Annotated in this window: 12 protein-coding genes and 1 riboswitch; of the genes, 6 read left to right on the plus strand and 6 right to left on the minus strand. The window is 73.3% G+C overall.

What is annotated here, in order from left to right; all coding sequences use genetic code 11:
- The first annotated feature begins 94 nt into the window (after positions 1–94).
- Entirely contained in the window at positions 95–1,147 is a 1,053-nt protein-coding gene (locus ACFZB9_RS03765) for a hypothetical protein (protein ID WP_391443379.1), read from the plus strand.
- On the opposite strand, the gene ACFZB9_RS03770 is transcribed toward ACFZB9_RS03765, so the two are convergent.
- The 4 genes from ACFZB9_RS03770 to ACFZB9_RS03785 form a co-directional block, all read right to left on the minus strand.
- Complete coding sequence (locus ACFZB9_RS03770; protein WP_391443380.1) at positions 1,105–2,085, minus strand: ketose-bisphosphate aldolase; 981 nt, start codon at positions 2,083–2,085, stop codon at positions 1,105–1,107. The two genes, ACFZB9_RS03765 and ACFZB9_RS03770, sit on opposite strands and share 43 nt — an antisense overlap.
- A 73-nt stretch (positions 2,086–2,158) precedes the next feature.
- Positions 2,159–3,325, minus strand: coding sequence for an N-acetylglucosamine-6-phosphate deacetylase (gene nagA / locus ACFZB9_RS03775; protein WP_391443381.1), 1,167 nt, complete (start codon positions 3,323–3,325; stop codon positions 2,159–2,161).
- A complete protein-coding gene (locus ACFZB9_RS03780) occupies positions 3,322–4,254 on the minus strand; it encodes an ROK family protein (protein WP_391443382.1) in 933 nt (310 codons plus the stop codon). The genes nagA and ACFZB9_RS03780 overlap by 4 nt, the downstream gene beginning before the upstream one ends.
- A gap of 115 nt (positions 4,255–4,369) precedes the next feature.
- Positions 4,370–5,320: an SIS domain-containing protein gene (locus tag ACFZB9_RS03785; RefSeq protein ID WP_391443383.1), complete on the minus strand. Its 951-nt coding sequence runs from the start codon at positions 5,318–5,320 to the stop codon at positions 4,370–4,372.
- Positions 5,321–5,513: 193 nt separating this feature from the next.
- Here ACFZB9_RS03785 and ACFZB9_RS03790 point away from each other — a divergent pair, with 193 nt between their 5' ends.
- The 4 genes from ACFZB9_RS03790 (at position 5,514) to otsB (ending at position 8,864) form a co-directional block, all read left to right on the plus strand.
- A complete protein-coding gene (locus ACFZB9_RS03790; protein ID WP_391443384.1) occupies positions 5,514–6,302 on the plus strand; it encodes a DeoR/GlpR family DNA-binding transcription regulator in 789 nt (262 codons plus the stop codon).
- 157 nt (positions 6,303–6,459) lie between these two features.
- Positions 6,460–7,734, plus strand: a complete 1,275-nt coding sequence (locus ACFZB9_RS03795) for an extracellular solute-binding protein (protein ID WP_391443385.1) — start codon at positions 6,460–6,462, stop codon at positions 7,732–7,734.
- Between the two features lie 23 nt (positions 7,735–7,757).
- On the plus strand, positions 7,758–7,985 hold the full coding sequence (locus ACFZB9_RS03800) for a DUF3263 domain-containing protein (protein ID WP_391443386.1): 228 nt from the start codon (positions 7,758–7,760) through the stop codon (positions 7,983–7,985).
- Positions 7,986–8,015: 30 nt separating this feature from the next.
- Positions 8,016–8,864, plus strand: coding sequence for a trehalose-phosphatase (otsB, locus tag ACFZB9_RS03805; RefSeq protein WP_391443387.1), 849 nt, complete (start codon positions 8,016–8,018; stop codon positions 8,862–8,864).
- On the opposite strand, the gene ACFZB9_RS03810 is transcribed toward otsB, so the two are convergent.
- Positions 8,840–10,303, minus strand: a complete 1,464-nt coding sequence (locus ACFZB9_RS03810; RefSeq protein WP_391443388.1) for a trehalose-6-phosphate synthase — start codon at positions 10,301–10,303, stop codon at positions 8,840–8,842. The genes otsB and ACFZB9_RS03810 overlap by 25 nt on opposite strands.
- Before the next feature lie 46 nt (positions 10,304–10,349).
- Positions 10,350–11,384: a glucosyl-3-phosphoglycerate synthase gene (locus ACFZB9_RS03815; protein ID WP_391443389.1), complete on the minus strand. Its 1,035-nt coding sequence runs from the start codon at positions 11,382–11,384 to the stop codon at positions 10,350–10,352.
- Between the two features lie 152 nt (positions 11,385–11,536).
- Positions 11,537–11,668, plus strand: a riboswitch (SAM riboswitch).
- A 16-nt stretch (positions 11,669–11,684) separates the two neighbouring features.
- Here ACFZB9_RS03815 and thrC point away from each other — a divergent pair.
- Positions 11,685–12,965 carry a threonine synthase gene (gene thrC, locus ACFZB9_RS03820; protein ID WP_391443390.1) on the plus strand — a complete coding sequence of 427 codons (1,281 nt, stop codon included), beginning with the start codon at positions 11,685–11,687 and terminating at the stop codon, positions 12,963–12,965.
- Positions 12,966–12,976 lie beyond the last annotated feature (11 nt).

Genomic DNA, 12,976 nt, shown 5'->3' on the forward strand with positions numbered 1-12,976 from the left:
TCGCCTGTTGACCGGCTTTCTCTCCGGTCACGGCAGGCGGGTAGGGTGCCCTGGGTACGGGTCCGGACACGGCACAGGGGAGTTGACCACCGCGATGACAGCCGACGGCAGCCAGGGACCCGAGGGCACGGAGCGGCCAGCCGGCGAGGACGACCCGTTCGCGTACCTCTACCGCCCTGAGGGCGGCGAGGGGGAGAGCGTGCCGGAGCGTGCGCCGGGCGTGCCCCGCACCCCGTACACCCGCCCGATGGAGGTCGGCCGGGCCCAGTACGGCCCGCCCGCCTCCTACCAGCCGCAGGGCGGCTACCCGCCGCCGTACCAGCAGCAGCGCCCGTACGGGCCGGGGCCGGGCCAGCAGGGTCAGGGGCCGGAGGCGACCACGCAGCTGCCGAACCAGCAGCCCCGCTACGCCGAGCGCTCGCGCCCGCAGCCCGGCGACGAGGCACCGCGCCGGCGCAGCCGGGGTCCGGTGATCGCCGTGGTCGCGGTGGTGGCGGCGATAGCGATCGGCTCGGGCATCGCGCTCTCCGGCAACGACGGCAAGACCACCAAGGACAACGCGGCGCCGGGCCCGGTCACCTCGGCCAACCACACCGGGGGCGCGCCCGCCTCCCCGGGCGGCGCCGGCACCTCGGGTTCGGCCTCGGTCTCGGCCTCGCCCTCCGGCTCGCCCTCGGCCCCGGCGAGTGTCAACAGCGGGTCGACCACCTTCCTGGACGCCTCGCAGGCGCAGGGCGGGACCACGTCGAACACCGTCAAGGGCGCGGTCTCCTCGGACGGCGGCTACCTGACGCTCCAGCAGGGCACCACGGCGAGCTGGACGGTCAACGTGGCGACCGCCGGCCAGTACACCTTCTGGCTGCACTACAACAACAGCGGCGGTTCCACGGTGCACGTGGCGATCGGCGTCAACGGCCAGGACCACGCGGGCGGTACGAACTTCAAGAGTTGGCCCGGCAGCAACGGCGACGCCTCGCGCTCCTGGTCCTACACGTACATATACGCGGACCTGCAGGCCGGGGCGAACACCTTCACGCTTGCCCCGGCCGGCGGCCCGGTCCTGCTGGACCAGGCCGCGGTCACCGCGGGGAACGGGAGCGGCGGCTACCCGGCCGCGCCCGGGGCGGCCTCGCCCTCCGCCTCCTGACGCGCCTGGCGCAGCGCTGAGCCCTGCTCGGGGATACCTGAGCAGGGCTCAGCTGTGCGGCGACCGCCGGCCGGCAGCTCGGCCGGCCGCGAGGCGACCACCAGGGCCAGGTGGGCGACCACGCCGGCCATCGCCTCGCGGCCGCGCGCCAGGTAGCCGCGCGGGTCCACCGCGTCCGGCTCGGCGGCCAGCGCGGCGCGCACCGCCGGGGTGAAGGCGGAGTTCAGCGCCGTGCCGATGTTGATCTTCACCAGGCCGGCCGCCACCGCCGCCGCCAGCTCCGCGTCCGGCACCCCGGAACTGCCGTGCAGCACCAGCGGGACGGGCACCGCGGCGGCGAGCCGGGCGATCAGCTCGTGGTCCAGCGAGGCGGTCCGGCTGGTCATCGCGTGCGAGCTGCCGACCGCGACGGCCAGCGCGTCCACCCCGGTGGCCTCGACGAAGGCGGCGGCCTCCGCCGGATCGGTGCGCGCGCCGGGGGCGTGCGCGGGCAGCGGCGGGGCGCCGTCCTTGCCGCCGACCCGGCCCAGCTCGGCCTCCAGGTGCAGGCCGTGCCAGTGCGCGAAGTCGGCGGCCTCGGCGGTGGCCTGGAGGTTGTCGGCGTGCTCCAGGTGCGAGGCGTCGAACATCACCGAGGAGAAGCCGGCCCCGGGCGCGGCCCGCAGCAGCTCGATGTCCTCGACGTGGTCCAGGTGCAGGGCGGTGGGCACCCGGGCGGCTTCGGCCACCTCGGCGCAGGCGCGGGCCAGCGGCAGCAGCCGGCCGCCGTGGTAGGCGACCGCGTTCTGGCTGATCTGCAGGATCACCGGGGTGCCGGCGAGTTCGGCGCCGGCGGTGATCGCCTCGGCGTGCTCCAGGGTGATCACGTTGAAGGCGGGCAGGCCGCGGCGGGCCTCGGCGGCCTCGGCGAGCAGGTCGGCGGTACGGGCCAGTGGCATGGGTGTCCCCTCGGGAGGTGGGTGCGGGTGTTCAGCACCGCTCACCTCCCGAGGGGGAGAAGCTGAGGTGAGCTCAGCTCCCGGTCGAGAAGCGCTCGGCGCCCTTGATCCATTCGCCGCGGCGGACCACGGCGACCAGGTCGTACGTGTCGGAGTCGAGAACGGCCAGGTCGGCCTGGTGGCCGACGGTCAGCGAGCCGACCCTGTCCGCGAGCCCGAGCAGGGCCGCGGGCGTGGTCGAGATCGACTGCACGGTCTGAGTCAGGCTCAGCTTGTTGACGGTCACCGAGCGCTTGAAGGCGACGTCCAGGGTCAGCGTGGAGCCGGCGATCGAGCCGCCCTCCACCAGGCGGGCGACGCCGTCCTCGACCCGCACCTGCAGCGGGCCCAGCGGGTAGAGGCCGTCGCCCATGCCGGCCGCGCCCATCGCGTCGGTGATCAGCGCGACCCGGGCGGCGCCGGCGGTGCCGTACGCCAGGTCCAGCACCGAGGGGTGCAGGTGGGTGCCGTCGTTGATCAGCTCGACGGTGACCCGCTCGTCCTCCAGCAGGGCGACGATCGGGCCGGGCGCGCGGTGCTGGATGCCCGGCATCGCGTTGAACAGGTGGGTGGCGACGGTGGCGCCGGCCTCGATCGCCTCCAGGGTCCCGGCGTAGTCGGAGTCGGTGTGGCCGACCGCCGCGATCACCCCGAGGTCGGCCAGCAGGCGCACCGACTCCAGGCCGCCGGGCAGTTCGGGTGCGAGCGTGACCATCTTCGCGGTGCCGCGGGCGGCGTCCACCAGCTTGCGCACCAGCGCCGGGTCCGGGTCGCGCAGCAGGTCGGGGCGGTGCGCGCCGCAGCGCCCCGGCGAGATGAACGGGCCCTCGAAGTGGACGCCGGCCAGCACGCCGTCCTCGACCAGTTCGGACAGCACGGCGGCCTGCCGGCAGACCTCGTCGATCTCCCCGGTGACGGTGGAGGCGACCGTGGTGGTGGTGCCGTGTTCGAGGTGGGTGCGGGCGGCGGTCAGCGCCTCCTCGGCGAGGCCGGAGGCGTACGAGGCGCCGCCGCCGCCGTGCACGTGCAGGTCCACGAAGCCGGGGACCACGGTGTAGCCGCTCAGGTCCAGATCGCCCGGGGCGCGCTCGCCGCCGATCTGCGCGATGGTGCTGCCCGAGAAGGCCAGCCGGCCGTCCTCGACGATGCCGGTGGGCAGTACCAGCCGGGCCCCGGCCAGTGCGGTTTGGTCCGCGGTCACGCGGTCACCTCCAACGAGAGCAGGTCCCAGGCGAGCAGCCCGGCACCCAGGGATGCGGCGGTGTCCTTGAGCATGGCCGGTACGACCTTCGGGGGCATCTGGAAGGTCAGCCGCTCGGAAACCGCCGCGTGCAGGGGAGTGAAGAGCGTGTCACCGGCCTCGGCGAGGCCGCCGCCGACGATCACCGTGGCGGGGTCGAGCAGGCTCTGGGCCAGCACGATGCCGTCCGCCAGGCTGTCCACCGCGCTCTGCCAGACCGCCACCGCCCGCGGGTCGCCGGCCTCGACGGCCAGCGCGCAGGCGGCCGCGTCGGCCGACGGGTCGCCCGAGGCCTCGGCCCAGGCCCGGGAGACCGCCGAGGCCGAGGCCAGGGTCTCCAGGCAGCCGCGACCGCCGCAGCCGCACGCGGGGCCGCCGGGGCGGACCACCACGTGACCGATCTCGCCGCCGTAGCCGTGCGCGCCGGACTCGATGCGCCCGTCGATCCCGATCGCGCCGGCGATGCCGGTGCCCAGCGCGATGAACAGGAACCGCTCCACCCCGCGCCCGGCGCCGAGCCGCCCCTCGGCCAGTCCGCCGGAGCGGACGTCGTGGCCGAGGGCGACCGGCAGACCGCCGAGCCGCTCGCCGAGCAGCTTGCGCATCGGCAGGTCGCGCCAGCCGAGGTTGGCGGAGAAGACCGCGATCCCGTTCTTCTCGTCGATCGTCCCCGGCACCGCGACGCCGGCGGCCAGGGGGGCCTCGCCGAAGCGGCGGTGGCCCTCCTCACCGAGGTCGGCGGCGAAGTCGAGGATGGCGGTGACCACGGCGTCCGTGCCGTGCTCCCGCCCGGTCGGTCGGCGTGCTTCGAACAGCACGGAGCCGTCCTGGGCGAGCAGCGCGGCCTTCATGCCGGTGCCGCCTACATCGAGTGCGATGACGTGCTTCACGGGGGACAGTTTCCCTTGACCGAGGAGGAGAGGTCTAGTCCAGTGGTCGGGTTTGTCCGAACCGGACGAGGTGACCTTGGTCGCTCAGCAGCCCCTGGCGGGGGAGGAGGATGGATCAGAGCTGCACCGACCTGGTCAGCGCGCGCGGGTTGTCCGGGTCGAGCCCGCGGGCGGCGGCGAGCGCCACGGCCAGCCGCTGGGCCCGGACCAGGTCGGCCATCGGGTCCAGGCCGCCGGTGCCGGAGTCGGCCACCAGCAGGCCGCCGGTGGCGGCGACGTCGCCGGCCAGCCCCTCGGGCAGTTCGCCGAACATCCAGGCGGCGCGCCCGGGGCTGGTGATGGCGATCGGGCCGTGCCGGTACTCCATCGCGGGGTAGGCCTCGGTCCAGAAGCGGGCCGCCTCGCGCATCTTGAGCCCCGCCTCCAGGGCCAGGCCGTTGGTCCAGCCGGCGCCCAGGAAGGTGATCTGATCAGCTGTCAGCAGGCCGTCGGGCAGCGGGGCTTCGAGCGCGCGCTCGGCGTCCTCGGCCGCCTTCGCGATGCTGCCGGGCCCAGCGATGCTGCCGGGCCCCGCGGTGCCGGCGGCGGTGTCGGTCTCCAGGTGGGCCCGCAGCAGTGCCAGGGCGCTGGTGGCGAACCGGGTCTGCACGACCGAGCGCTCGTCGGCGAAGTCCAGCACCACCACCTGGTCGGCGGTGGTCATCACCGGGGTGTTCGGATCGGCGGTGAGTGCGGTGGTCGCGGTGCGCCCGCGCAGTGCCCCCAGCAGGGTGAGCACCTCGGTGGTGGTGCCCGAGCGGCTGATCGCCACCACCCGGTCGTAGTCGCGGGCGCCGGGGAACTCGGAGGCGGCGAAGGCGTCGGTCTCGCCCTGCCCGGCCGCTTCGCGCAGCGCCGCGTAGGACTGCGCCATGAACCAGGAGGTCCCGCAGCCGACCACGGCGATCCGCTCGCCGCGCCGGGGCAGTGCCGCCGCCGACGGCCCGGCCAGCGCCGCCGCCCGGCGCCAGCAGTCGGGCTGGGTGGCCAGCTCCTCGGCGGTGAGTGAGCTGTCGATGGCTGTCATGCCTACGACTCCCTTCTGCTCACGCGTCTGCGTGAAACTGATTGATTTATAGCCGTTTCGCGCAGGATCACGCAAGACCTTGGAGCGGGTACGAAATGCGGCCCAGGGCGCGCCCGGTGCTGTGCGACGCTGTCCACGCAACTGTGGGCGGGGTCGGAGCAGGTACTCATGCGGTCGGCAGGGAAGGTGTGGCGTGTCCAGATACGAGCGGTGGAACGGTCTTCTTGAACTCCTTGCCGAGCACGGCAAGTTGGAGGTCGAGGAGGCGGCGGTCGCGCTCGGCGTGTCCGCTGCCACGATCCGCCGCGACCTCGACCAGCTGGCCCGTCAGCAGATGGTCACCCGCACCCGCGGTGGCGCGGTGGCGCACAACGTCTCCTACGACCTGCCGCTGCGCTACAAGACCGCCCGCAACGCCGGGGCCAAGCAGCGGATCGGCCAGGCGGTCGCCGCGCTGATCGCGCCGGGCGAGGTGGTCGGGCTCAACGGCGGCACCACCACCACCGAGGTGGCCCGCGCGCTCGCGGTCCGCCCGGAGCTGACCGAGGGCGCCGAGGCGGGGCACGCGCTGACCGTGGTGACCAACGCGCTCAACATCGCCAACGAGCTGACCGTGCGGCCGGCCGTCAAGATCGTGGTGACCGGCGGCGTGGCCCGACCGCAGTCCTATGAGCTGATCGGACCGTTGGCCAGCACAGTGCTCGCCGAACTGACCCTGGACGTCACGGTGTTGGGCGTGGACGCACTCGACGTCGAGGTCGGCGCGAGCGCGCACCACGAGGGCGAGGCCAGCGTCAACCGGCTGCTGACCGAGCGGGCCCGGCGGGTGGTGGTGGCGGCCGACTCCTCCAAGCTGGGCCGGCGGGCCTTCGCCCGGATCTGCGGGCTTGAGACGATCGACACGTTGGTGACCGACGAGGCGGCCGGTGCGGAGCTCGTCGCCGCTTTCCGCGAGGCGGGCGTTCGCGTACTGACGGTCTGATCGGCGCTGGTTGCAGGATGTGCAATGCGGGCGATCACTTAGGTAACGTTCCTCGCCCAGGGGCCTCTGGTGTGGACCACAAGGGTCGTGATTTGACAACCTTTCGCCCACCTCTGCCCCCGGGAGGTCCCACCCCTGTGCTCGAAGGCGGTCCCCGTTGAAGTCCCGACTTTTCGCTGCGCTTTCCGCCGGCACCCTGCTGACCTGCGGGCTGACCGGCTGCAGCTTCCTCGGCATGGGCGGCGGTGGCCCGGTCACCCTCAAGCTGGTCGCCGCCGACTACGGGACCACCGCGGACACCAGCTCGCAGAAGTACTGGAGCCACCTGGCCAAGCAGTTCGAGGCGGCCAACCCCAAGATCAAGGTGGACGTCCAGGTCTTCAGCTGGAGCGACATCGACGGCAAGGTGGCCGACATGGTCAAGGCCGGCCACGCGCCGGACCTGGTGCAGACCGGCGGCTTCGCCGACAAGGTCGCCGCCGGCCAGCTCTACCCGGCCAGCGACGTGCTCTCGATCGACACCCAGACCAACTTCCTGGACAGCTTCAACCGCGCCGGGAACGTGCTCGGGACCCAGTACGGCATACCCTTCGCCGCCTCCTCGCGGACCTTCTTCTACAACAAGGCGATCTTCCGGCAGGCCGGGATCACCCAGCCGCCCGCCACCTGGGACGACCTGAAGAACGACGCCGCGCTGATCAAGGCCAAGGTCCCCGGGGTCACCCCGTACGCGCTGCCGCTCGGTCCCGAGGAGGCGCAGGCCGAGACCTCGATCTGGACGATGAGCGGTGGCAGCGGCATCACCGACGCCGCCGGCGTCTACTCGCTGGACAGCCAGCAGAACGTCGACACCTTCAACTGGCTCAAGCAGAACCTGGTCGACGCCCACCTGACCTATCCGGACCCGGGCAAGGTGAACCGGCAGAACGCCTTCACCGACTTCGCGAACGGCAAGGTGGCGATGCTCAACGGCCACCCGACGCTGCTCCAGCAGGCCCACCAGGGCAACGTCGACTTCGGCACCGCGCCGATCCCGGTCAAGAACGCGCAGATCAAGCCGGTCTCGCTCGGCGTCGCCGACTGGATGATGGCCTACAGCGCCAACGGCCACCGCAACGAGATCCGCACTTTCCTGAGCTTCGCGTTCAACAAGGACAACACCACCAAGTTCGACCAGCAGTACAACCTGCTGCCGGTCACCCAGGACGGCCTGGCGGCGATGACCGCCGGCGGGCAGAACCCCGAGCTCAAGCCGTTCCTGGACGCGCTGCCGAACGCCTCCTTCTACCCGTTCGGCGACCCGGCCTGGGACACCGTCAGCGGCCGGATCAAGACCGAGATCGGCAAGGCGGTGCAGGGCGACCCGAAGCCGGTGCTCAGCGACCTGCAGAACTTCGCGGTGGACGAGGCCAAGAGCAAGCGCCCGCAGTAGCGGCTCGCGCGCACAATGGCCCCATGACCGAGTTGACCGAACGGGAGCTGGCCGTGCTCGCCCTGGAGGCGGGCGGCTGGCGGACCCAGGGCGCCAAGGAGCAGGCCGTGCGGGAGCGCCTGGGCATCTCCGCCACCCGGTACTACCAGCTGCTGAATGGTCTGCTGGACCGCCCGGAGGCGCTGGAGCACAGTCCGGTGCTGGTCAACCGGCTGCGCCGGATCCGCGCCGCCCGCCGCGCCGAGCGTTAGCCCGTCGCGGCCCTGGGTAGGTTGGCGGTCATGGGTATCGCGCTGGAACCAATCACCGCCGAGGGACGCGAGGGGCTGGCCGCGCTGCTGGCCGACCCGGCGCGGGCACTGGTCGCACTGGACTTCGACGGCACCCTGTCCCCGATCGTCGCCGACCCCGAGCAGGCCTTCGCGCACCCCGGGGCCGCGGCCGCGCTGGCCGCGCTGGTGCCGCTGGTCGGCACCGTGGCCGTGGTGACCGGGCGCCCGGCGCTCAGCGCGGTGCGCCTGGGCGGCTTCGAGCGGCAGCCCGGGCTCGAATCCCTGGTGGTGCTCGGCCACTACGGCGCCGAGCGCTGGGCGGGCGGCACCCTGACCGCCCCGCCGCCGCACCCGGGCGTGGCCGCCGTGCGGGCCGAACTGCCCGCGCTGCTGGCCGCGGTGGGCGCGCCGGCGGGCACCGGCACGGAGGACAAGGAGCGCTCGGTGGCGGTGCACACCCGCCGCACCGCTGACCCCGCCGCCGCCTTCGCGCTGCTGCGCGAGCCGCTGGCCGCGCTCGCCGCCGCGCACGGCCTGGCCGTCGAACCGGGCCGCCTGGTCCTGGAGTTGCGCCCGCCGGGGGTGGACAAGGGGGTCGCACTGAGCGGCCTGGTGAGCGAGCGGGGTGCCCGTTCGGTGCTCTACGGGGGCGACGACCTGGGCGACCTGGCCGCCTTCGCGGCGGTGCGCCGACTGCGCGCGGCGGGCCTGGGCGGCCTGCTGGTGGCCAGCGGGCCGGTGACCGGCGAGCCGCCGGTGCGCGAGATCGCCGAGCAGGCGGACGTGTTGGTGCCGGGGCCGGCCGGCGTGGTGGAGCTGCTGGAGCGGCTGGGTCAGGCGCTCAGTTCGGCCAGCTGAGCCAGGAACCACTGCTGCGGCGGCAGCGCGGTGGCCGCCGCGGCCAGCCGCCGGGTGCGCTCGGCCCGCTCGGCCGCCGGCATGCTCAGCGCCCGGTGCAGCGCCTCGGCGGTGCCGACCACGTCGTAGGGGTTGATGCTCAGCGCGTCCTCGCCCAGCTCGGCGTGGGCGCCGGCCTCGCGGGAGAGCACCAGCGCGCAGCCGGCGTCGGAGACCACCGGGACCTCCTTGGCGACCAGGTTCATGCCGTCCCTGATCGGGTTGACCAGGGCCACGTCGGCCAGCCGGTAGGCCGCCAGCGAGCGCGCGAAGTCGTCCTCGACCTGGAGTATCAGCGGCTGCCAGGAGTCGGTGGCGAACTCCTCGGTGATCTCCTCGCTGAGCCGCCGCACGGCCGCGGTGTAGTCGCGGTACTCGGCCAGGTCCTGCCGGGAGGGGTAGGCGAAGGCGATGTGCACCACCCGCTCGCGCCACTCGGGGCGGCTGCGCAGCAGGTGCCGGTAGGCCTGCAGGCCGCGCACGATGTTCTTGCTCAGCTCGGTCCGGTCCACCCGCACGATGGTCCGGCGCCCGCCCACCGCCTCGCGCAGTGCGGCCAGCCGCTGGTCCACGTCCGCCCGGTGCGCGCGCTCGCGCAGGAAGTCGGCGTCGGCGCCCAGCGCGTGCACCCCGAGCCTGGTGGTGCGGCCCTGGTAGCTGACCGAGAGGTCGCCCGGGGCGCCCGCGCCGGAAATGATCTTGGCGTCCAGGACCTGCTCGCAGCAGTCCGCGAAGGCCTCGGCCCAGCGGCGGGTGTGGAAGCCGGCCCGGTCGGCGCCCAGCACGCCGGTGAGCACGGCGCTCGCCAGGTCGTCCGGGAGCAGCCGGAAGTAGTCCGCCGGGGCCCACGGGATGTGCAGGAAGTAGCTGATCCGCAGGTCGGGACGGAGTTCGCGCAGCAGCGCCGGCACCAGGGTCAGGTGGTAGTCCTGCACCAGCACGGCGGCGCCGGGCGCGGCCTCGGCGGCCAGCGCCTGGGCGAAGGCCGCGTTGTAGGCCTCGAAGGCCGTCCACCGGGCGGCGGCGTCCGCGTCGAAGACCGGCGCGGTGGGGGTGTTGTAGAGCAGGTGGTGCAGGAACCAGAGGGTGGAGTTGGCCACCCCGTTGTACGCCTGGTCGAAGACCTCGGGGGCGATGTCCAGCATCCGGACGGCCTGTCCGCCGACATCGAAGCCGCCCTGGTCCAGGCGCCCCTGCGGCGAGCGCCGGGCCGCCGTCCGGTCCGCCTCGCCGAGCGCGGCGCAGACCCAGACCGTGTTCGGGTCCTCGATCGCGGAGAGCCCCGAGACCAGCCCGCCGCCGCCGCGCCGCAGCGTCAGCGTCCCGTCCGGGCCGCTGCTGAAGGAGACCGGCCCCCGGTTGGATGCCACCAGGACGCGTGCGGGCGTGTGATCGGACATATCTTCAACCTTGCCGGGGGCGTGGGGACGCAAACCCGGACCTTGGTCACACGCGCCGCCTCCGGTACTGCGGCAGCCCGATCATCGGCGGCCGCTCCAGCGCGGTGACGTGGTAGCTGTGGGGGGTGAAGATGGGGCTGCCCCCGGCCGAGGGCTGGGGGGAGCCCGCGTCCCGGGTGAACTGGGTGAGCACCGGGCGGGCCAGGTCCTCGGCGGCCTTCAGGCGGTGGGTGCGGTCCAGCCGTTCGAGGGCGGTGCGGTAGATGGTGGCGGCCATCCGGCCCAGGGCCTGGCTGTCCTGGTGGCGGTGGTGGCGCACCCCCACGTCCACCTGGGCCAGCGCGTCCAGTCCCACCAGCTCCAGCGCGTCCACCAGCAGGCCCAGCTCCACCCCGTAGCCGGTCGGGAAGTGCAGCCGCTCCAGCAGCGAGCGGCGGGCCGCGTACTCGCCGCCCAGCGGCTGTACGAAGCCGGCCAGGGCCGGCCAGTGCAAGTCCAGCAGCGGGCGGGCGACCAGCTCGGTGACCCGGCCGCCGCCGGCCGGCACCACCGCTCCCTCGGTCTCCAGCGGGCGGTCGTACATCGCCTTGACCAGCTGCAGGTCGGGGTCGGTGAGCAGCGGGCCGATGATGCCGCTGACGAACGCCGGGTCGAACTCGCGCAGGTCGGCGTCGATGAAGCAGACGATCGCGCCGTCGGTCACCAGCAGCGAGCGCCAGAGCACCTCGCCCTTGCCCGGCACGGCCGGCAGCCCGGGCAGGATCGCGTCCCGGTGCACCACCCGGGCACCGGCGCTCGCGGCCACCTCGGCGGTGCGGTCCGCCGAACCGGAGTCGACCACCACCAGCTCGTCCACCAGCGGCAGCCGTTCCATCAGCTCGCGGCGGATCACCGTGACGATGTCGCCCACCGTGGACTCCTCGTCCAGCGCCGGGAGCACCACGCTGACGGTGCCGGCCGCCCCGGCGGCCCGCTTGGCGGCGAGCAGCGCGGCGGGCGGCCGATCGCCCGCCCGCCAGGAGCGTCGGCGCAGCCAGTCGGCCGCCTCCGGGAGTAGCGCGGGGCTCTGCTCGGCAGGCAAATCTCGCTCCTTGTGAATCTCGTCTCGCGGGTCGGACGGTCGACCTCCGCGGACCGCCCTTCGGATACAGTCTTCGTACTGCGGTCAGACCTTCGCACGCCGGGGTCGATCGCCTGGACCCACCAGCATTCCTGGTGTCCACAACTTCATAGAGCTCATCCAGAGGGACTGAGGGAACGGCCCGTCGACGTCCCGGCAACCTTCTCGTCCGGCCTTCGCGGGCCCCGGCGGGACAGGTGCCAATTCCGGCCTGTGGCGCGCCCGCGCCATGGGGAAGATGAGGAGAGAGGCCTCGCCATCATGGCTACCGCTACCCCTACAGCTGTCGGCTCTGTCGATCTCGGCCCCGCCGCCGCGCTGTCCTGTCGCGAGTGCGGCACCCGGTTCCCGCTCGGCCCCAGCTTCGCCTGCCTGGAGTGTTTCGGCCCGCTGGAGATCGCCTACGACTACGAGGGCTACGACGCCGACGAGCTGCGCAAGCGGATCGAGGCCGGCCCCGCCTCGATCTGGCGCTACGCCCCGCTGCTGCCGGTACCCGCGGACGTGGCCGGCAAGCCCAATCTGAACCCCGGCTGGACCCCGCTGGTGAAGGCCGACAACCTGGGCCGCGAGCTCGGTTTCACCGCCCAGTTGCACGTCAAGGACGACTCCGGCAACCCGACCCACTCCTTCAAGGACCGGGTGGTGGCCTGCGCGATCGAGGCCGCCCGCGCCTTCGACTTCACCACCCTGTCCTGCTCCTCCACCGGCAACCTGGCCGGTGCGGTGGGTGCCGCGGCCGCCCGGGCCGGCTTCAAGTCCTGCGTCTTCATTCCGCACGACCTGGAGCAGGGCAAGGTCGTGATGGCCGGGGTCTACGGCGGCGAACTGGTCGGCATCGAGGGCAACTACGACGATGTGAACCGGTTCTGCTCCGAGCTGATCGGCGACCCGGCCGGCGAGGGCTGGGGCTTCGTCAACGTCAACCTGCGCCCGTACTACGGCGAGGGCTCCAAGACGCTGGCCTTCGAGATCTGCGAGCAGCTCGGCTGGCGGTTGCCGGAGCAGATCGTGATCCCGATCGCCTCGGGCTCGCAGCTCACCAAGATCGACAAGGGGCTGCAGGAGCTGATCAAGCTCGGCCTGGTCGAGGACCGGCCGTACCGGATCTTCGGCGCCCAGGCGGCCGGCTGCTCGCCGGTCTCCGCGGCCTTCAAGGACGGCCGCGACGTGATCCGGCCGGTCAAGCCGGACACCATCGCCAAGTCGCTGGCGATCGGCAACCCGGCCGACGGCCCGTACGTGCTGGACATCGCCCGGCGCACCGGCGGCGCGGTCGAGGACGTCACCGACGCCGAGGTGGTGGCGGCGATCCGGCTGCTGGCCCGCACCGAGGGGATCTTCGCCGAGACCGCGGGCGGCGTGACCATCGGCGTGCTCAAGAAGCTGGTCGAGAACGGTGTGCTGGACCCGGCCAAGGAGACGGTGGCGATCAACACCGGGGACGGCCTGAAGACGCTGGACGCGGTGGCCGACTCGGGCCTGACCGCGACCATCCGGCCGACCCTGGACTCCTTCCGCGCCGCCGGCCTGGCGTCCTGACCCCACCCCCA

Origin of the sequence: Kitasatospora sp. NPDC008050 (assembly GCF_042957465.1) — a bacterium.
Classification (GTDB): domain Bacteria; phylum Actinomycetota; class Actinomycetes; order Streptomycetales; family Streptomycetaceae; genus Kitasatospora.